This is a genomic window from Saccharopolyspora sp. MMCC62 (genome assembly GCF_057736575.1).
Genome location: NZ_JBYKCM010000009.1, coordinates 282,706 through 301,608 on the forward strand (window position 1 = coordinate 282,706; position 18,903 = coordinate 301,608).

Below are 18,903 nucleotides of genomic sequence, written 5' to 3' on the forward strand. Positions count from 1 at the left end.
CGTCCGCGTCGGTGGTCAGCTGAGTTCGGCGAGCAGCCGCCGGAGCCGCTGCACCGGGTCGGGCACGTGTTCGTGGGTGTGGTCGCGGACGATGGCGCGGCCGTGGGCGATGACGTGCCGGACGTCGTCGGCGCGGGCGGCGGTGGGCACGTTGCGCAGGGGAATGCCTGCGAGGCGGGGCCGGTCGAGGTCGAGTGCGACGAGGTCGGCGCGGTGCCCGGGTGCGATGCGTCCGGCGTCGAGCCAGCCGAGGGCGCGGTGCCCGTGGGTGGTGGCCATGTCGAGCAGCTGCGGGGTGTCGAAGTGCCCACGGGTTTCGGTGCGCAGCCGCTGGCCGGCTTCGACGGCGTGGGCTTCGGCGAGCAGGTCGATGGTGGAATGCCCGTCGCTGCCGAGGGACAGCGGGCTGCCCGCGTCGTGCAGCGCGCGGGCGGGTCCGATGCCGTCGCCGAGGTCGGCTTCGGTGCTGGGGCACAGGCAGCTGCCGGTGCCGGTGTCGGCGAGCAGCCGCAGGTCGTGCTCGGTGAGGTGGGTGGCGTGCACGGCGGTGGTGCGGGGTCCGAGGGCGCCGCGCTCGTGGAGGAGTTCGGTGGGGGTGCGGCCGTGGGCGGCGCGGCAGGCGTCGTTCTCGGCGCGCTGTTCGGACAGGTGCACGTGCAGCGGGGTGCCGCCGCGGTGCGCCCAGTCGGCGAGGTGCGGGATCTGGTCGGCGGGCACGGCGCGCACGGAGTGCACGGCGGCGCCGAGGCGCACGCGGCCGCAGTCGACGCGGAACCTGTCGACCCGGTCGGCCCAGGCGGTGGCGTCGCCGTCGCTGAAGCGCAGCTGCACGCCTTCGGCGGGGGTGTCGAAGCCGCCGGTGAGGTAGCAGGTGTCGAGGAGGGTGAGCCGGATGCCCGCGTCGTGAGCGGCTTGGGCGAGCGCGGCGCTCATGGCGTTGGGGTCGTCGTAGCGGCCGCCGCCGGGCGGGTGGTGCAGGTAGTGGAACTCGCCGACGCAGGTGATGCCGGCGAGCGCCATCTCGGTGTAGGTGGCGGTGGCGAGCCGCCGGTAGCCGTCCGGGTCGAGCCGTCCGGCGAGCGCGTACATCTGCTCGCGCCAGGTCCAGAAGGTGCCGCGTCCGGTGGCGCGCCCGCGGAGTCCGCGGTGGAAGGCGTGCGAGTGGGCGTTGGCGAGGCCGGGGATGACGAGTCCGGGCAGCCGGGTGGCTCCGGCGGGCGGGCTGCCGGTGCGGGTGACGGCGGTGATGGTGGTGCCGTCGACGTCGACGAGCACGCCGGGCTGCGGCCCGTCGTCGAGCCAGGCGTGTTCGCACCAGTAGGTCATGCGGTCCACCTCCGGAGGACGTCGGCGAGCGCGCTGGTGCCCGCAGCGCAGTCGTCGGGTTCGGCGTGTTCGTCGGGCGCGTGGCTGATGCCGGTGGGGTTGCGGACGAACAGCATGGCGGTGGGCACGTGGGCGGCGAGGACTCCTGCGTCGTGCCCGGCTCCGGTGGGCAGCACGGGTGCGTCGTCGAGCTGGTCGCGGAGTTCGTCGCGGAGCCCGGGGTGGAAGTGGACGGTGTCGCCGTAGGACTCCTCGGTGATCTCGACGGTGCAGCCTTCGTCGCCGGCGTGCTCGTGGGCCTGCCGGGTGAGTTCGTCGACGAGGGCGCGGGCGTCGGGGTGCCGCGGGGCCCGCGCGTCCAGCCACACGTCCACTGTGGACGCGATGACGTTGGTGCCGCCGGGGGTGGCCTCGATGCGGCCGACGGTGGCGCGGGCCTGGTCACGGGCGGCGGCTGCGCGGCGGGCGGCGAGCACGGTGCGGGCGGCGGGGATCATCGGGTCGCGGCGGTCGCCGATGAGGGTGGCTCCGGCGTGGTTGCCTTCGCCGCGGAACCGGAACCGCCAGCGCCCGTGCGCGAGGATGCTGTCGGCGACGGCGACGGGCCGGTGCAGGTCGATGAGGCCTCTGCCCTGCTCGACGTGCAGTTCCACCAGGCGTCCGATGCGCCGCAGCGCCGCGTCGTCGCGACCGGCGCGGTCCGGGTCGTGCCCGGCGGCGCGCATCGCCTCGGCGAAGGTGGTGCCGTCGGGGTCGCGCAGCGCGCAGGCCGCGTCCCGGCTGATGCCGCCGCTGAGCAGCCGGGAGCCGAGGCACGGCACCCCGAACCGGCCGCCTTCCTCTTCGGCGAACACGACGACGGCGAGCGGGCGCCGCGGCCGGAACCCGTTGTCGCGCAACGAGTCCACCGCGGCGAGCGCGGACACCACGCCGAGCGGCCCGTCGAAGGCCCCGCCGCCGGGCACCGAGTCGAGGTGGCTGCCGGTGACGACGGCGTCGTCGCCGGGTTCTCCCCACCACGCCCACAGGTTCGCGTTCCGGTCGGTCTCGACCTGCAGGCCGCGGCGCCCGGCCTGCTCGGTGAACCACTCGCGGAGTTCCCGTTCACCGCGGTCGAAGACGTGCCGGGAGTAGCCGCCGCGGCGCCGGTCGCGGCCGACGTCGTCGAGTTCGGCGAGCAGCCGGGCCGTGCTCATCGCCCCTCCCCCGCGATCGGCAGCCGCAGCCCGCGTTCGGCGGCGACGTCGCGGGCCCGGTCGTAGCCGGCGTCGGCGTGCCGCAGCACCCCGGTGCCGGGGTCGTTGGTGAGGACGCGTTCGAGCTTGCGGGCGGCGAGTTCGGTGCCGTCGGCGACAGTGACCTGCCCGGCGTGCAGCGAACGGCCCATGCCGACGCCACCGCCCTGGTGCACCGACACCCAGGTGGCACCGGAGGAGGTGTTGACCAGCGCGTTGAGCAGCGGCCAGTCGGCGATGGCGTCGGACCCGTCGGCCATCCCCTCGGTCTCCCGGTACGGGGAGGCGACGGATCCGCTGTCGAGGTGGTCGCGGCCGAGCACCAGCGGCGCGGACACCTCGCCGGAGGCGACGAGCTCGTTGAACCGCAGCCCCGCCCGGTGCCGTTCGCCGTAGCCGAGCCAGCAGATCCGGGCGGGCAGCCCTTGGAACGCGACCCGTTCCCCGGCGAGCCGGATCCAGCGGGCCAGGTGCTCGTCCTCGCCGAACTCCTCGAGGATCGCGCGGTCGGTGGCGGCGATGTCGGCGGGGTCGCCGGACAGCGCGGCCCAGCGGAACGGCCCCTTGCCCTCGCAGAACAGCGGCCGCAGGTAGGCGGGCACGAATCCCGGGTAGTCGAAGGCGCGCGCGTAGCCGGCTTCGGCCGCTTCGCCGCGCAGCGAGTTGCCGTAGTCGAAGACTTCCGCGCCGGCGTCGAGGAAACCGACCATCGCTTCGACGTGCTCGGCGATGGAGTCGCGGGCGCGGGCGGTGAACTCGTCGGGCTTCTTCGCCGCGTAGTCCGCCCAGTCGTCGAGCTCGACGCCGCGCGGCAGGTAGGACAGCGGGTCGTGCGCGGAGGTCTGGTCGGTGACGATGTCCGCGGGCACGCCGCGCCGCAGCAGTTCGGGCAGCACCTCGGCGGCGTTGCCGATGACGCCGATGGACACGGCGCGCCGCTGGTCGCGGGCGGCGACGGCCTGCTCGACGGCGTCGTCGAGGTCGTCGGCGAGCACGTCGAGGTAGCGGTGCTGCACCCGGCGGCGGGCGCGTTCGGGGTCGCATTCGACGACGAGCGCGGCCCCGCCGTTCATGGTGACGGCGAGGGGCTGGGCGCCGCCCATGCCGCCGAGCCCGGCGGTGACGGTGAGGGTTCCGGCGAGGCTGCCGCCGAAGCGCTTGGCGGCGACGGCGCCGAACGTCTCGTAGGTGCCCTGCAGGATGCCCTGGGTGCCGATGTAGATCCACGATCCGGCGGTCATCTGCCCGTACATCATGAGCCCGAGCGCGTCGAGCCTGCGGTACTCGGGCCAGTTCGCCCAGTCCCCGACGAGGTTGGAGTTCGCCAGCAGCACCCGCGGCGCCCATTCGTGGGTGCGCAGCACGCCGACGGGTTTGCCGGACTGCACCAGCAGCGTCTCGTCCTCGCCGAGAGCGCGGAGCTCGGCGACGATGGCGTCGTAGCTGGCCCAGTTCCGGGCGGCGCGGCCGGTTCCGCCGTAGACGACGAGGTCGTCGGGGCGTTCGGCGACGTCGGGGTCCAGGTTGTTCTGCAGCATCCGCAGGGGCGCTTCGGTGCTCCAGGAGCGGGCGGTGCGGGTGGTGCCGCGCGCCGCGCGCACGGGCCGGGGTCCGGTGCTCATGCTCAGCCTCCCAGGTGGTTCTGCACGGTGGTGTTGACGGCGCCGGAGCGCAGCAGCGCTTCGGCCTCGGCGATCTGCGGGGCCAGGTGGGCGTCGGGGCCGGGCCCTGGCACGCGGGTGCGCAGCAGGTCCCGGACGGCGCCGGTGGCGGGGGCGGGTGCGAGCGGGGCGCGCAGGTCGAGGGCGCGGGCGGCGGTGAGCAGTTCGACGGCGAGCACGGTGCGCAGTCCGTCGAGGGCGCGGCGCAGCTTGCGGGCCGCCGCCCAGCCCATCGACACGTGGTCCTCCTGCATGGCGCTGGTGGGGATGGAGTCGACGGAGGCGGGCGCGGCGAGCCGCTTGAGCTCGGCGACGACCCCGGCCTGCGTGTAGTGGGCGATCATGTGCCCGGAGTCGACGCCGGGGTCGTCGGCGAGGAACGCGGGCAGCCCGTGCGAGCGGGCCACGTCGAGCATCCGGTCGGTGCGGCGTTCGGCCATGCTCGCCACGTCGGCGAGCGGGATCGCCAGGTAGTCGAGGGCGTGCGCGAGCGGGGCGCCGTGGAAGTTGCCGTTGGACTCGACGCGGCCGTCGTCGAGGACGACGGGGTTGTCGATGGCGGCGGCGAGTTCCCGGTCGGCGACGGTCTCGGCGAAGGTGGCGGCGTCGGCGGCGGAGCCGTTCACCTGGGGTGCGCAGCGCAGCGAGTAGGCGTCCTGCACGCGGTTGCAGTCGGGGCCGCGGTGGCTGGCCACGATCTCGGATCCGGCGAGCAGCCGGTGGATCCGCGCGGCGGAGCGGGCCTGCCCCGGGTGCGGGCGCAGGGCGTGCAGGTCGGCGGCGAAGACCCGGTCGGTGCCCAGCAGCGCTTCGACGCTCATCGCGGCGGTGAGGTCGGCGACCTCCAGCAGGGCGGTGAGGTCGTGCAGCGCGAGCACCAGCATCCCGAGCATGCCGTCGGTGCCGTTGGTCAGCGACAGGCCTTCCTTCTCGGCGAGCACCACGGGTTCGATGCCCGCGTCGGCGAGCGCGGCCGCGGCGGGCCGGGTGGTGCCGTCCGGGTCGAGGACCTGCCCTTCGCCGGTGAGGGCGAGGGCGACGGCGGCGAGCGGCGCGAGGTCCCCGGAGCAGCCGAGGGAGCCGTGCTCGTGCACGACGGGCACGATGCCCGCGTTGAGCGCGGCGGCGAGGGCGCGGGCGGTACCGAGCCGGGCGCCGGTGCGGCCGGTGCTGATGGTGCGCAGCCGCAGCAGCATCAGGGCGCGCACCACTTCGGGTTCGACGGCGGGCCCGGCGCCTGCGGCGTGCGAGCGGACGAAGGACTGCTGCAGCGCGGTGCGCCGTTCGGCGGGGATGTGCCGGGTGGCGAGCGCGCCGAAGCCGGTGGAGACGCCGTAGGTGGGTTCGGCGGCGGCGGCGAGCGCGTCGATGTGCCCGCGGGTGGCGTCGATGGCGCGTTCGGTGTCGGGGTCGAGCTCGACGGCGGTGCCGCCGCGGGCGATGTCGACGACCTGCTGCCGGGTCAGCTCGCCGGCCACCAACTTGTGCACGTGTCGCATTCCTCCATGTCACACGGGTGCGGCGCGACGCAGAAGCCCGGTTAGTGTGGTTCCGTCTGGGATTCCAGACGCATGGCGGGAGGTCCGGGTGGGTGCCAGCAGCGAGGTGCCCGCGCTGCGGCGCGGGCTGGCGATCTTGACGGCGATGGCGGGCCGGGCGGCTCCGGTGTCGGCGGGCGCGCTGGCCCGGGAGCTGGGGTTGCCGCGGTCGACGACGTACCACCTGCTGGCGGAGCTGGTCGCCGCCGGTTTCGTGGTGCGCCTGCCGGAGGAGCGCCGGTTCGCGCTGGGGGTGGCGGCGTTCGAGCTGGGTTCGGCGTACCTGCGGGGTGATCCGCTGGAGCGGCTGGCGAGCCCGGTGCTGCGCAAGCTGGTGGACGAGGTCGGCTGCACCGCGCACCTGGGGGTGTTGCACGGCGGTGAGCTGCTGTACCTGGTGCAGGAGCGCCCGTCGCGGGCGCAGACGCTGGTCACCGAGGTGGGGGTGCGATTGCCCGCGCAGGTGACGGCGTCGGGGCGGGCGATGCTGGCGCACCTGCCCGCCGCGCAGGTGCGGGCGTCGTTCCCGGCGGGTTTCGCGCGCCGCACCGAGCGGGGTCCGCGGACGTTGCCGGAGTTGCGCCGCACGCTGGCCGCGGAGCGCCGCTTGGGCTGGGCGGTGGAGGACGGGCACGTGACGGGCGGGTTCGCTTCGGTGGCGTGCCCGGTGTTCGGCGCGGACCGGTGGCCTGCGGCGGCGATCAGCGTGACGTTCCGGCACGTGTGCGAACCGGCCGGGCGGGCGGGGTGCGGGGCGACGTGGCCGGAGCTGGCGGCGGCGGTGCGGCGGGCCGCCGCGGAGTTGAACGAGCGGCTCGGCGGCCGTCGCTGATCGGCGGGCCGGTGCCGCTCGCGGGCAGCGCCGGACAGCCTCGTGGGAGGGGACCGGACAGCCGAGTGCCCGGCCCTCCGGGACGGAGGACCGGGCACTTCTATCCCGCGGCGGAAAGTTCGAGCTATCAGCTCTCGTTGCCGACGCCGGTGACGGAGTCGGAGTCGCCGCCGTTGCCACCGTTGGAGGCGTCGCACGACCCCGAGCCCAGGACACCGAGGCCACAGACCAGGTTCAGGCCCACGCCACCGCTGCCACCGGCGCCGCCGTTGCCGGACTCGCTGGTGATCTCCGGGTCGTCGTGCCCGCCGGCGAACGCCGTCGCAGAACCGGCGCCGAGCATGGCCACGGCGACCGCGGTCGCACCAAGGAGGCGAGTAGAAGTGCGCATGCGAGATTCCCCTCGTTGCTGAATCGGATTCAACCGCCTCACCGAAGGAGGTCGAGGTTCGAGCCCCTCGGTGATCGGCGAGAAAACCATCGCATTGATCGCGGGCTACAGCACCTTCATTAGCGCCAAAGAGGGACGCCAATAACCCGTTCGAATCAATTTTCACCCGGCTCCGACCGATTTTCCGGCGGATGGCGGCTTGATTCACGATCACGTATCAGGATCAGCGAGATGTTCATTCCGTCTCCACTACCCGGATGGCGGCCGCTCGACCGATCCGGCGCCCGATTTCCGGGTGAGATCGAGTCGGCGAAACCGGGCCCGACCCGGGAACACTTCCACTGCGATCATTTGAATCGGCAATTTCGCCGGAGCGGGACGCCTGCGCACAGCGATGTGCCCGGCCCCCTCCGAGGAGGGGACCGGGCACATTCTTTCCCGCGGCGGAAAGTTCGAGCTATCAGCCCTCGGTGTTGCCGACGCCGGTCTCGGAGGCGGTGTCGCCGCCGTTGCCGCCCTCAGCGGCGGAGCACGAGCCCTGCCCCAGAATGCCGATGCCGCACAGCAGGTTCACACCGATGCCGCCACTGCCACCGGCGCCGCCGTGACCGGACTCGCTGCTGACCTCCGGCCCGTCGTCGTGCCCGCCGGCGAACGCCGTGGACGAGCCGGCGCCGAGCAGAGCCACGGCGGCCGCGGTCGCACCAAGGAGGCGAGTAGAAGTGCGCATGCGAGATTCTCCTCGTTGTTGCTGAATCGGATTCAACCGATCAACCAGCGGAGGACGATTTTCGAACCCCTCGGTGATCGGCGAGAAAACAATGGCACCGATCCGCGGCCGAAGCATCTCCAGTAGCGCAAAAGTGGGCGGGGTTCAACACCTCGGTTGGCGGCGTCACGCTCCGTGGACCGGTTGCTCGCACGATGCGGCGACACGGATCGACCCTGAAAGGTAATCATATTTCGCGGGGACTCGAAGCGGATCAGCCGGAACCGCCGCCCCCGGCACCGGTGGAACGCCACTCGGGACCGAATGCGCCCCACCCGTTTCAGGCCCCCACCGAGGCGACGAACTCCTTCGCGAGATCGGTGGGATTGGCCTTCTCCACTTCGAGCCGCCGGTTGAGCTCGGTGAGCTCTCCGGTGGTCAGCGCCCGCGACACCCGGTCGATCGCCGCGGCCTGCCGCGGGGTGAGCCTGCCCTCGCCGACCAGCGGCACCACGTGCTGGGCGGGGAACATGTCGCGGGTGTCCTGCAGCGGCACCAGGTCGTTCGCGGCGATCTGCGAGGACGTGGTGAACAGGTTCGCGACCTGCACGGTGTCCCCGGTGAGCGCTTCGACGGTGACCGTGCCCGCTTCGAGGTTGCGGATCTGCCGGAAGGTGCAGCCGTAGACCTCGGCGATGCGCTGCTCCCAGCGGGTCTTCCACTCGGCGGGGGCGCCGAGCACGAATTCGCCGCAGCGCGGCCCGAGGTCCTGCAACGTGCGGATGCCGGTGTCGGCGGTGCGGCGGGTCACGGTGAGCACGTCGGAGTCCTCGGCGGGGGCCTGCTCCAGGACGTCCAGGCCGGGCGGCAGCTTCCGCCGCAGCTCGTCGTAGACCTGCTGCGATTCGGTGGCCGGGTCGTTCTCGTCGACGTACTGCAGCAGGTTGCCGGTGTAGTCGGGCATCACCGACAGCTCGCCCTGGGCGACGGCGTTGACGTAGGTCTCGCGCGCGCCGATGCGGGGTTTGGTGTCGACCTCGGCACCGGTGCGCCGCAGCGCCTCCGCGTACACCTCCATCACGAGTTCGCTCTCGGTGAAGTCGGCGGAGCCGACGACCAGCGCCCCGTTCATACCGTCACCGGCCTGGAACGGGTCGCCACCGCAGCCCGCGACCCCGACCAACGCCAAGCCGGCCAGCGCCAGCGCTCCCCATCGCTTCACGGCGTGCTTCTTCCCGTCGCAGTGGACAACGTGTTCAGCCGGCATGCGTCGCGGCCGCGGGCGGGCCGGTGCGGATGCCGCGCGGCGTGACGGCCCGCGAGAGCCTGCTCAGCAGCACGTCGAGCAGCACCGCCAGCAGCCCGATGCACAGCGCCGCGGCGAGCGTCTGGCCGTAGTCGTAGGTCTTGATGCCTTCCAGCAGGATGCTGCCGAGCCCGCCCAGCCCCACGTAGGCGGCCACGGAGGCGGTGGCGACGACCTGCAGCATCGCGGTGCGCACCCCGCCGAACAGCAGCGGCGCCGCGTTCGGCAGCTCCACCTGCCACAGCTGCTGCATCGGGGTCATGCCCATGCCCTTGGCGGCGTCGCGCACCTCGGCGGGCACGCTCTGCACCCCGGCGTAGGCGCCGGAGAGCACCGCGGGGATCGCGAGGATCACCAGCCCGGTCAGCGTGGGCGCTTCACCGATGCCGCCGATGAGCACGAACAGGGTGACCAGGCCGAGCGTCGGCAGCGCCCGCAGCGAGTTGCCGAGCACGACGACGGTGGCGCCGCCGCGCCCGGTGTGCCCGATCCACAACCCGATGGGCATCGCGATGATCGAGGCGCACAGCACCGACAGCACGCAGTAGTACAGGTGCCTGCCGGTCTGGGCGAGCAGCCCGGTGGAGGAGAACCAGTGCTCCGGGTCGGACACCCAGGCGACCAGCTCGTTGATGATCATGTCAGCGTCCCCCCCGCGTTCGCCCGCAACCACGGGGTGCACAGCCTGCGCAGCGCCACGATCAGCAGATCCCCCACCATCGCCAGCGCCAGCGTGAGCACCACGCCGAGCAGGATCGGCGTCAGGTAGTCCCGCTGGAACCCGTCGGTGAACAACCGGCCGAGCCCGCCGATGCCGATCAGCGCGCCGACGCTGACGAGGCTGACGTTGCTGACCGAGGCGACCCGCAGCGAGGTGCTCAGCACCGGCAGCGCCAGCGGCACCTCGACGGCGAAGAACCGGCGCCGCGGCCGGTAGCCGAGGGCGGTGGCGGCGGTGACGACGTGCTCGGGCACCGAGTCGAGGCCTTCCATCACGGGCCGCACCAGCAGCGCCGCGTTGTAGATCGTCAGCGCGATGACCACGTTGATCGCCGCGGTCGCGCCGGTCCCGATCACCGCCGGGATGATCACGAACAGGGCCAGCGAGGGGATCGTGTAGAGCACGTTCATCGAGCCCAGCAGCACTCCGCGCAGCTTCGGCGCCCGCTGCGCGAGCCGCCCGGCGGGGACCGCCAGCAGCGCGCCCAGCACCAGCGGCACCAGCGCCAGGTAGATGTGCTGGCTGAGGGACTCCAGCACCACCTCGCGGTTGCTGGGGCTGGAGAAGTAGTGCACGAGCTCGTCGATCACGGCCGCTCCCCGCGCCCGGCCTCGATGACGTCGAGCACGTGCCGGGCGCCGACGACGCCGACGTACCCGCCGTCCTCGTCGACGACGACGCCGAGCCCGGACGGCGCGGACAGCGCCGCGTCCAGCGCGCCGCGCAGCGCCGTCCCGCGGGTGTGCAGCGAGCCGCCCGCGACGAGCACGTCCTCGGTGAGCGGTTCGCCCGCGGTGGTCCGCGGCGGCAGCCAGCCGCGCGGCCTGCGGTCCGCGTCGAGGACGAGCACCCAGTCGTCGCCGGTGGTCCCCGGGGTATCGCCGAGGGTGGCGGTGCCGATCTCGCCGGGTTCGATGCCGCCGCCGTCGGTGAACGACAGCCGCCGGTAGCCGCGGTCGCGCCCGATGAAGGAGGTCACGAAGTCGTCGGCGGGCCGGGCGAGCAGCTCGTCGGGCGCGGCGTACTGGGCGACGTGCCCGCCGGTGCGCAGCACCGCGACCTTCTCGCCGAGCTTCACCGCTTCGTCGATGTCGTGGGTGACGAACAGGACGGTCTTGCCGAGTTCGCCTTGCAGCCGCAGCAGTTCGTCCTGCAGCCCTTCGCGGACGACGGGGTCGACGGCGCTGAACGGTTCGTCCATCAGCAGCACCGGCGGGTCGGCGGCGAGGGCGCGCGCCACGCCGACGCGCTGCTGCTGGCCGCCGGAGAGCTGCGCCGGGTAGCGGTCGCCGAGCGAAGCGGGCAGCCCCACCAGATCCAGCAGCTCTTGAGCACGCCGCCGGGTGTCGCGGCGGGAACCGCGGAACAGCCTCGGCACGGTGGCGATGTTGTCCAGCACGGTGCGGTGCGGGAACAGCCCGGCCTGCTGGATGACGTAGCCGATGCCGCGGCGCAGCACCGCGGGGTCGGCGGCGCGCACGTCCCGCCCGTCGACGAGCACGGTGCCCGCGCTCGGGTCGATCATGCGGTTCACCATGCGCAGCAGAGTGGTCTTGCCGCAGCCGGAGGGCCCGACGAGCACGGTGATCGTGCCCGCTTCGACCGCCAGGTCCACGTCGTCGACCGCGACCGCGCCTCCGGGATATTCCTTGCGCACGGACCGGAACTCGATCAACCGAGCCCCCTCGGATCACCGACAGTCACTTGCCGACCGCCGCAAACCTGGCCGACCCTAACTCGAACGCCGGAACGATGCGATGATCCACGACTCCTGCGTGATCTTTTCCGCCGCTTCCAGCAGCCGCTTCCCACGATCCGGGAGATCTGCTACCCGGACGGCGAACCCGGCGGTTCCGGCACCCGTTCCGCCATCATCACCCGCACCCGCATCCCTCGGCGCGGCGAACGAGCGAGCGGCGGCCCGCGCGGGCCCGGCGCCGTCGTCCTACCGGCGGCGAGCAGTGAGCACCGGGCGGGCAGGACCACCCGCGCGCCGGTGCTCGTCGAGTTCGCGCAGGTGGGCGACGGGCGGCCCGTGGCGCCGGCCGGTGCCCGCGACCTCGTCCGGCCGGCGGAGGTTCCGCGCGGCCGTCCCGCGAACCGGTCGCCCGCGGCGGAGAACGCGCTCCCTCGGCGCGAAGCCCGCCGGGGTTCCGCCACCCGCACCCGAGCAGCGGACCCCGAGCGGGATCACCGATCGTTGGTCAGCGGCAAGGGGCCCGTTTCCAGCAGCGCCCGGAACTCCCTGGCCGGCATCGGCCGGGAGAACAGCCACCCCTGGTAGGCGTCCACCCCGACCCCGGACAGCACGTGGAACTGGGTCGCGGTCTCCACCCCTTCGGCGACGCACAGCCGTCCCATCGCGCGCGCCATGCCGACGACGGCCTGCGCGACGGCGAAGTCGGAGGGATCGCCGCCGACCCCGGCGACGAACCGCCGGTCCACCTTGATGATCTGCGCGGGCAGGTCCTTGAGCCGCGCCAGCGAGGAGTAGCCGGTGCCGAAGTCGTCGACCGCGAACCGGACGCCGCGCGCGACGAGCTCGCCCATCGCCTGCCGGGTGCGGGAGGGGAGGTCGACCAGCGCGGTCTCGACGAGTTCGAGCACCACCCGGTTCCAGTCCAGCCCGCATTCGGCGACGGTGTCGGCGACGACGTCGACGAAGTCGGCGCCGCCGGGCACGAGCCCGGCGAGGTTCACCGCGATCCCGACCTGGCGCCCGTTCGGCACCGGCCAGGTGGAGGCTTCGCGCAGCGCGGTGCGCAGCACCCACCGGTCCAGCTCGCGCAGCAGGTCGCCCTGCTCGGCGACGGGCAGGAACGCGTCGGGGCTGAGCAGCCCGCGGTCGGGGTGCGGCCAGCGCACCAGGGCCTCAGCGGTGAGCACGGTGCCGTCGGAGGCCACGACCGGCTGGTAGTGCAGCGTCAGCCCGTCGTTGTTCAGCGCTTCCCGCAGCTGCCCTTCGAGGTGCAGCTGCCGGTCGGCGGAGGCCATCAGCGCGGGGCTGGCCAGCGACACCTTGCCCGCACCGCGCCGCTTCGCCTCGAACATGGCGGCGTCGGCGAACCGCAGCAGGTCCTCGCCGCCGGAACCGCCGCCGCTGGGCACCGCGGCCCCGATGGACGCCGACACCCGGATCAGCTGCCCGTGCACCGGCACGGCGGTGCGCAGCAGCCCGGACACGCGGGTGGCGAGCGAGTCGAGCCCGCCGACGGCGGCGATGTCGGAGCAGATGATGAGGAACTCGTCGCCGGACAGCCGCGCCGCGGTGCAGCCCTCGGGCAGCCCGCCTTCGAGCCGGCGTGCCAGCGCCACCAAGAGCTCGTCGCCCGCGTCGTGGCCGAGGGAGTCGTTGACCCGCTTGAAGTTGTCGATGTCGCAGAACAGCACGGCGACGCCCGCCGGATCGCCGCTGCCGAGCAGCGTCCCCAGCAACTCCTTCACCGCGGCCCGGTTCGGCAGCCCGGTCAGGTCGTCGTGGGTGGCCTGGTAGCGCAGCGCCTCGGCGGCGCGGCGGCGTTCGGTGATGTCCTGGAACACCACGAGCCAGAACCGGGTGCCGTCGTCCTGCACGGACAGCGCGACGTGCAGCTCGCAGTACACGGGTTCGCCGTCGGAGCGGATCAGCAGCCGCTGCGGCACCTTCCGCCGCCCGGCGCGGGACGAGGCGCTCTCGTCGGAGGCGGCGCGCAGCCCCGAGTCCCGCTCGTCCGGGTGGGTCATCTGCCGCGCGCTCATCCCGCGCAGCTGCTCCAGCCGGTAGCCGAGCAGGTCGCACAGCGCGTCGTTGGCGTCGACGAGGTGCTCGTCCTGGTCGAACAGGCCGATGCCGACGGGGGTGACGGCGACCAGGTCGGTGAACCGCTGCGTGGAACGTTCGATGCGGGTCAGCGCGGTGCGCTGCTCGGTGACGTCCTGCGCGGTGCCGACGAGCACCATCCGCCCGTCGGGGTCGCGGATGGCGGTGCCGTGCGCGCGCAGGGTGCGGACGGCGCCGTCGCGGCGCACGAAGCGGTGCTCGACCTCGACGGGTTCGAACCGCTGGGACAGCCCGCGCCAGGCCTCGTCGACGCGGTCCCGGTCCTCGGGGTGCACGCCCTGCAGGTAGCTCTCGTAGCTGGTGGCTTCGCCGGGCTGGTGGCCGCAGATCTCGCGCATCATCTCGGACAGCTGGGTGATGCCGGTGGCGGCGTCCCACTCCCAGGTGCCGAGGCGGGCGGCGCGCTGCGCGTCGTGCAGCTTGCGGCGTTCGTCGCGCAGCTGCCGTTCGAGCAGCCGCTGCTCGGTGACGTCCTGCACGGTGCCTTCGATGCGTTCGACCCGGTCGGCGGCATCGCGCTCGACGCGGCCGGTGCAGAGGAACACCCGGTCGGTGTGGTCGCGCAGTTCGACCTCGACGAGCCTGCCGACGGGCGCGGCGCGCAGCCGGGCGCCGAACTCCTCGGCCTTCGGCTGGTCGTCGGGCCGCACGGCGACGACCATGTTGAGCCCGTCGAAGGCGTCCTCGGTGCCGCTGGCGTGGAAGAGCTCCTTGAGCACCGGGCTGTGGTACATCTGCCCGGTCTCGGGGTACACGCTCCAGCTGCCGACCTTCGCGATGCGCTGCGCCTCGATGAGCCGGGCGCGTTCGTCGGCGATCTCCGCGCCCGGCGGGGCGGCGTCCTCGGACAGCAGGTCGCGCACGTCCGTCAGCACGGTCACCCGCAGCGACGGGTCGCGCGGGGACGGCCAGCTCAGCACCCGCACCGCGACGTCGTGCGCGCCGCGCAGCAGCGACACGGAGCCGGCGCGCACCACGACCTCGCCGAGCCGCGAGCCGAGCAGCTCGGCATCGTCGGCGGCCCCGGCCAGCCGGACGGCTTGGCCGGTGACCTGCAGGATCGTGCCGTCCGCTGCGCTGAGCAGCGCGGGTGCGTCGGGTAATCCGGCGTCGTCGGGCGAGCCCGTCGCCGGTTCCGTCACGCCTCTCGCCCCGGTAGCGGGCGTTCCGTCAAACCGATCGGTCACCAGCACCCCTCCTGCGTAGCGGCCACGTTCACCGGGCACACGACCGAAGACCGACCTCCCGCACGTGATCGGCACCACAGCGAGTTACCGACCTGACCTTACCGGCACGGACTCCGCAGCGAACCGCTGGTCGCCCTTCGATCGACGCCACCCGCACGTGTGACGGCGGGCACCGGCGGCCATGACGCGAACGCCGCGGGACGTGCCCGCCGGACAGACCACTGGGGCGCACCGCGAACGATGCGCCCCAGTGGTCCGGATGTTCGATCTCCGCGGCCGGGCCGCGGGCCGCGGGGTCAGGCAGTGGCGACCCCGTCCGCGCGGGCCGCGGCGGCGACGGCGCTGATCACGGCGGGGGCGACCCGCGGGTCCAGCGGGCTCGGCACGATCTTGTCGGCGGCGAGTTCCTCGGCGACGACCTCGGCGATGGCCTCCGCGGCGGCGACCTTCATCCGGTCGGTGATCATCCGGGAGTTCTCCTGCAGCGCGCCCTTGAAGATGCCGGGGAACGCGAGCACGTTGTTGATCTGGTTCGGGAAGTCGCTGCGCCCGGTGGCCACGACCGCCGCGTGCCTGCGCGCGACGTCCGGGTGCACCTCCGGGTCCGGGTTCGACAGCGCGAACACGATCGCGTCGTCGGCCATCGTCGCGACCAGCTCCTCCGGGATCTGCCCGGCGGAGACGCCGATGAGCACGTCGGCCCCGTCGAGGGCGTTCTCCAGCCCGCCGGTGATGCCGCGCGGGTTGGTGTAGCCGAGCAGTTCTTCCTTGATGGGCGTGAGGTTGTCCCGCCCGGAGTGCAGCACGCCCCGCGAGTCCAGCACCACGATCTCGCCGACCCCGGCGGTGTGCAGGATCTTCGCGCACGCCACGCCCGCGGCGCCCGCACCGGAGATCACCACGCGCATGGTGGACATCTCGCGGCCAACGATCTTCGCGGCGTTGCGCAGCGCGGCGAGCACCACGACGGCGGTGCCGTGCTGGTCGTCGTGCATGACGGGGCAGTCGAGGGCCTCGATGAGGCGGCGCTCCAGCTCGAAGCAGCGCGGCGCCGCGACGTCCTCCAGGTTCACCGCACCGAACGAGGGGCGCAGCCGCACCATCGTCTCCACGATCTCGTCGACGTCGGTGGTGTCCAGGACCAGCGGGATCGAGTTGAGCCCGGCGAAGGTCTTGAACAGCGCCGACTTGCCCTCCATCACGGGCAGCGAGGCGCGCGGCCCGATGTCGCCGAGGCCGAGCACCGCGGTGCCGTCGCTGACCACGGCCACCAGGTTCTGCGTCCACGTGTAGCGGTCGGCGAGCGTCTCGTCGGCGGCGATGGCCCGGCTCACCTTGGCCACGCCGGGCGTGTAGGCGATCGACAGGTCGCGCGCGCTGTCCAGCGGCGCGGTCACGTCGACGCCGAGCTTGCCGCCCTCGTGCGCCTGGAAGATCTCGTCGTCGGTCAGTTCCGCGCCGCTCGCGGCGGGGGAAGTGCGATCGTTCACAGTGGTCACGGCGTCCCTCCTGTTGCCATGGCCTGCGAAATCCGAGCGATCCCGGATTCCGGAGCGAATGGGTGACGAACAGCCACCCGGCGACGCGCTCGTCAGGGCTCCCGGGCGGTACCGGTGTGCGACGGGCGTCGGGACGACCGGTGCCGGTTTCCCTGGTGCGGGAAAGCGAACCGGTGGACGCTGCGGTCCGGCCAGTCTGCCAGTGCGGGTTCCGCACTGTCAGCGACCAGGGTCACAGACTTGATCGAGCAGGTCGGGCGTCACGCGAGTGGTTTCCCGTCGGCAGTTCTCGGTGGCGCAATATTTCCCGATTTTCCGCGCGGGCTCGCGGGCCGGGCCCCGAGCGGCGTCCCGGACGGCCGGTGACGCCAGGCGCTTAGGCTGCGGATCGTGGAAATCCGCTCCTTCGACATCATCGGCGTGCACGCGTTCACCCCGAAGTCCTTCCCCGACCACCGCGGGCTGTTCGCGGCACCGTTCCAGGAGTCGGCGCTCGCCGAAGCCGTCGGCCACCCGCTGCGGGTGGCGCAGACCAACCACAGCGTCTCGGCGCGCGGCGTGATCCGCGGCGTGCACTTCGCGGACGTGCCGCCGGGGCAGGCGAAGTACGTGTACTGCCCGCGCGGCTCGATGATCGACGTGGTGGTGGACGTGCGGGTCGGTTCGCCGACGTTCGGCCGGTGGACGGCGGTGCGGCTGGATTCGGTGGAGTACCGGGCGCTGTACGTCGCCGAGGGGCTGGGGCACTCGTTCATCGCGCTGGAGGACGACACCGTGATGAGCTACCTGTGCTCCACCCCGTTCACGCCGTCCGCGGAGCACGGGATCAACCCGTTGGACCCGGAACTGGGACTGCCGTGGGCCGAGCACTTCGACGGGGAACCGGTGCTCTCGGACAAGGACCGCGCCGCGCCGACCTTGGCGGCGGCGGCCGATGCGGGCCTGCTGCCGGACTACGACGCCTGCCTGCGCCGCTACGCCGACCTCCGCGCCGCGGCGTGACCGGCAGGTCGCCCTGGCCGGGCGGCCAGGGCGACCGCCGGCTCAGAAGTCCTCGGCGAGGACGCGCTCCGCGTTGCGCTCGGCGAGCGCGGTGATCGTGACGAACGGGTTCACCCCGACGGAGCCGGGGATCAGCGACCCGTCGGTGACGTACAGGTTCCGGTGGCCGCGCACCCGCCCGTAGGCGTCGGTGGCGTCGCCGAGCACGCAGCCGCCCAGCGGGTGGTAGGTGAACCGGTTCTCGAACGCCCGCGTGTCCCCGAACAGGTCGTGCCGGTAGATCGTGCCGTTGGCCCGGTTGATCCGGTCGAACACGGCCTTCGCCGCGTCGATGGACGGTTGTCCCTGCGATTCGCGCCAGCGCAGCCGCGCCGAGTCGGTGGCCGCGTCGTACTCGATGCGCCCGCGCTCGGGGTTGCGGGTGATCGCCAGGTAGAGGCTCGCCCAGGTCTCGATGCCCGCGGGCACCGGCGCGATCTCGGCGAACACCGGGTTCTCCGGGTCGTGCCGGTTGTCGATGCCGAGCGCGGGCATGCCGGACTGCACGAGCCCGGTGGTGTCCCACGGGTGGTTGGCGCGGCCGAGCATCACGTTGCCGTTCGGGCCCCACTTCTCGCCGAGCTCGGCGGGCAGGTCCGGCAGCGCCCCGGTGTCGCGGGCGCGCAGCAGCAGTTCGGTGGTGCCGAGGCTGCCCGCGCCGAGGAACAGGTGCTCGCAGGAGATCTCGTCGGTGGCGCGGACCTCGCCGAGCTCGTCGATGCGTTCCGTGGTGAGCACGTAGCCGCCGTCGGCCTCCTGCCGGATGGAGGTGACGCGGGTGAGGGTCTGCAGCGTGACGTTGCCGGTGCCGAGCGCCGCGGGGATGTAGCTCTTGTCCAGGCTGCGCTTGCCGTGGTTGTTGCCGTAGATCACCTCGGAGGCCAGCGCGGACTTCGGGACCTCACCGGCGGCTTCCCGGCGCATGTAGTCGAAGTCGTAGACGTTCGGCACGAAGGTGGTGCCGAATCCGGCGCGTTCGGCGTGCCTGCGGGACAGCCGCGCGTAGCCGTAGCAGTCGGCGTCCTCGAACCAGCCGGGGTCCGGGGAGTTGGCGCCGAGCATCCGGTTCGCCAGCGGGTAGTACCGCCGGTACATCGGCTCCGGGTCCACGCCGGGCAGGATGCGCGCGAAGTCGTCCCGTTCGGGGGTGACGGCCATGCCGCCGTTGACGAGGGATCCGCCGCCGACGCCGCGGCCGACGTAGACGTCCATCTCGTCGTAGTGCATCCGGTCGAGCACGCCCGCGTAGGGCTTGACGTCCCGGTTCACCAGGTCGAGCCACAGGATGCTGGCCAGCGGTGCTTCGGTGCGGGTGCGGAACCAGGTGCTGCGGTGGTCGGGCTGCAGCATGTCGCAGAAGATCGATCCGTCGGAGCCCGCGGTGTCCCAGAGCCTGCCCATCTCCAGCATCAGCGTGGGCACGCCCGCGGAGCCGAGGCGCAGCGCGGTGGTGGCCGCGCCGTAGCCGGAGCCGATCACCACGGCGGGAACGGTGGTGCGCCGGCCGGCGGCGGCCGCGCCGCGGGTGGAGATGGTGGTGAGGCCGAGGGCGGCGGCCGCGTTGAGCGCGGTGAGGCCGAGCATGCGCCTGCGGGAGAGGGTCATGACGCTGGATGGTGCAACGCGCACGCACAGTT

At 73.1% G+C, this 18,903-nt stretch carries 15 protein-coding genes; 2 read left to right on the forward strand and 13 right to left on the reverse strand.

The annotated features are described in order from the left end of the window. Positions 1-15: 15 nt before the first annotated feature. From AC29IT_RS21925 to hutH, 4 genes are read right to left on the reverse strand one after another with little or no spacing between them, the layout of a single operon-like run. Complete coding sequence (locus AC29IT_RS21925; RefSeq protein WP_488219965.1) at positions 16-1,326, reverse strand: formimidoylglutamate deiminase; 1,311 nt, start codon at positions 1,324-1,326, stop codon at positions 16-18. Next, the gene (locus AC29IT_RS21930; protein ID WP_488219966.1) at positions 1,323-2,522 is read right to left on the reverse strand and encodes an allantoate amidohydrolase; all 1,200 of its coding nucleotides are present in this window, start codon (positions 2,520-2,522) and stop codon (positions 1,323-1,325) included. The genes AC29IT_RS21925 and AC29IT_RS21930 overlap by 4 nt, the downstream gene beginning before the upstream one ends. Next, positions 2,519-4,183, reverse strand: coding sequence for a urocanate hydratase (gene hutU / locus AC29IT_RS21935; protein ID WP_488219967.1), 1,665 nt, complete (start codon positions 4,181-4,183; stop codon positions 2,519-2,521). The genes AC29IT_RS21930 and hutU overlap by 4 nt, the downstream gene beginning before the upstream one ends. A gap of 2 nt (positions 4,184-4,185) precedes the next feature. After that, positions 4,186-5,721, reverse strand: coding sequence for a histidine ammonia-lyase (hutH, locus tag AC29IT_RS21940; RefSeq protein ID WP_488219968.1), 1,536 nt, complete (start codon positions 5,719-5,721; stop codon positions 4,186-4,188). Positions 5,722-5,809: 88 nt separating this feature from the next. Between hutH and AC29IT_RS21945 the strand changes: the two genes are divergently transcribed. After that, the gene (locus tag AC29IT_RS21945) at positions 5,810-6,592 is read left to right on the forward strand and encodes an IclR family transcriptional regulator (RefSeq protein WP_488219969.1); all 783 of its coding nucleotides are present in this window, start codon (positions 5,810-5,812) and stop codon (positions 6,590-6,592) included. A 127-nt stretch (positions 6,593-6,719) separates the two neighbouring features. Here the strand turns inward: AC29IT_RS21945 and AC29IT_RS21950 are convergent, their stop codons facing one another. The 8 genes from AC29IT_RS21950 to AC29IT_RS21985 all read right to left on the reverse strand — a co-directional run bounded on the left by AC29IT_RS21950 (position 6,720) and on the right by AC29IT_RS21985 (position 16,225). After that, positions 6,720-6,983: a hypothetical protein gene (locus AC29IT_RS21950; RefSeq protein ID WP_488219970.1), complete on the reverse strand. Its 264-nt coding sequence runs from the start codon at positions 6,981-6,983 to the stop codon at positions 6,720-6,722. Positions 6,984-7,443: 460 nt separating this feature from the next. Further along, positions 7,444-7,713 carry a hypothetical protein gene (locus AC29IT_RS21955; RefSeq protein ID WP_358443638.1) on the reverse strand — a complete coding sequence of 90 codons (270 nt, stop codon included), beginning with the start codon at positions 7,711-7,713 and terminating at the stop codon, positions 7,444-7,446. Between the two features lie 319 nt (positions 7,714-8,032). Then, a complete protein-coding gene (locus tag AC29IT_RS21960) occupies positions 8,033-8,914 on the reverse strand; it encodes an ABC transporter substrate-binding protein (RefSeq protein ID WP_488219971.1) in 882 nt (293 codons plus the stop codon). A gap of 34 nt (positions 8,915-8,948) precedes the next feature. Beyond that, positions 8,949-9,638 carry an ABC transporter permease gene (locus AC29IT_RS21965; RefSeq protein WP_358443643.1) on the reverse strand — a complete coding sequence of 230 codons (690 nt, stop codon included), beginning with the start codon at positions 9,636-9,638 and terminating at the stop codon, positions 8,949-8,951. Continuing rightward, on the reverse strand, positions 9,635-10,309 hold the full coding sequence (locus AC29IT_RS21970) for an ABC transporter permease (RefSeq protein ID WP_488219972.1): 675 nt from the start codon (positions 10,307-10,309) through the stop codon (positions 9,635-9,637). Before AC29IT_RS21970 ends, AC29IT_RS21965 begins: the two co-directional genes overlap by 4 nt. After that, on the reverse strand, positions 10,306-11,394 hold the full coding sequence (locus AC29IT_RS21975) for an ABC transporter ATP-binding protein (RefSeq protein ID WP_358443649.1): 1,089 nt from the start codon (positions 11,392-11,394) through the stop codon (positions 10,306-10,308). The genes AC29IT_RS21970 and AC29IT_RS21975 overlap by 4 nt, the downstream gene beginning before the upstream one ends. 515 nt (positions 11,395-11,909) lie before the next feature. Next, positions 11,910-14,681, reverse strand: a complete 2,772-nt coding sequence (locus AC29IT_RS21980; RefSeq protein ID WP_488219973.1) for a sensor domain-containing protein — start codon at positions 14,679-14,681, stop codon at positions 11,910-11,912. 341 nt (positions 14,682-15,022) lie between these two features. Then, complete coding sequence (locus tag AC29IT_RS21985) at positions 15,023-16,225, reverse strand: NAD(P)-dependent malic enzyme (protein ID WP_358443653.1); 1,203 nt, start codon at positions 16,223-16,225, stop codon at positions 15,023-15,025. A gap of 390 nt (positions 16,226-16,615) precedes the next feature. On the opposite strand from AC29IT_RS21985, the gene AC29IT_RS21990 reads away from it, so the two are divergent. Beyond that, a complete protein-coding gene (locus tag AC29IT_RS21990) occupies positions 16,616-17,227 on the forward strand; it encodes a dTDP-4-dehydrorhamnose 3,5-epimerase family protein (RefSeq protein ID WP_358443655.1) in 612 nt (203 codons plus the stop codon). A gap of 42 nt (positions 17,228-17,269) precedes the next feature. On the opposite strand, the gene AC29IT_RS21995 is transcribed toward AC29IT_RS21990, so the two are convergent. Further along, entirely contained in the window at positions 17,270-18,871 is a 1,602-nt protein-coding gene (locus tag AC29IT_RS21995) for a GMC oxidoreductase (RefSeq protein ID WP_358443658.1), read from the reverse strand. Between the last annotated feature and the right edge of the window lie 32 nt (positions 18,872-18,903).

Bases quoted from the DNA above. Each gene is read 5' to 3' on its own strand.
- AC29IT_RS21925 (WP_488219965.1), bottom strand. From the start codon at position 1,326: ATGACCTACTGGTGCGAACACGCCTGGCTCGACGACGGGCCGCAGCCC.
- AC29IT_RS21930 (WP_488219966.1), bottom strand. From the start codon at position 2,522: ATGAGCACGGCCCGGCTGCTCGCCGAACTCGACGACGTCGGCCGCGAC.
- hutU (WP_488219967.1), bottom strand. From the start codon at position 4,183: ATGAGCACCGGACCCCGGCCCGTGCGCGCGGCGCGCGGCACCACCCGC.
- hutH (WP_488219968.1), bottom strand. From the start codon at position 5,721: ATGCGACACGTGCACAAGTTGGTGGCCGGCGAGCTGACCCGGCAGCAG.
- AC29IT_RS21950 (WP_488219970.1), bottom strand. From the start codon at position 6,983: ATGCGCACTTCTACTCGCCTCCTTGGTGCGACCGCGGTCGCCGTGGCC.
- AC29IT_RS21955 (WP_358443638.1), bottom strand. From the start codon at position 7,713: ATGCGCACTTCTACTCGCCTCCTTGGTGCGACCGCGGCCGCCGTGGCT.
- AC29IT_RS21965 (WP_358443643.1), bottom strand. From the start codon at position 9,638: ATGATCATCAACGAGCTGGTCGCCTGGGTGTCCGACCCGGAGCACTGG.
- AC29IT_RS21995 (WP_358443658.1), bottom strand. From the start codon at position 18,871: ATGACCCTCTCCCGCAGGCGCATGCTCGGCCTCACCGCGCTCAACGCG.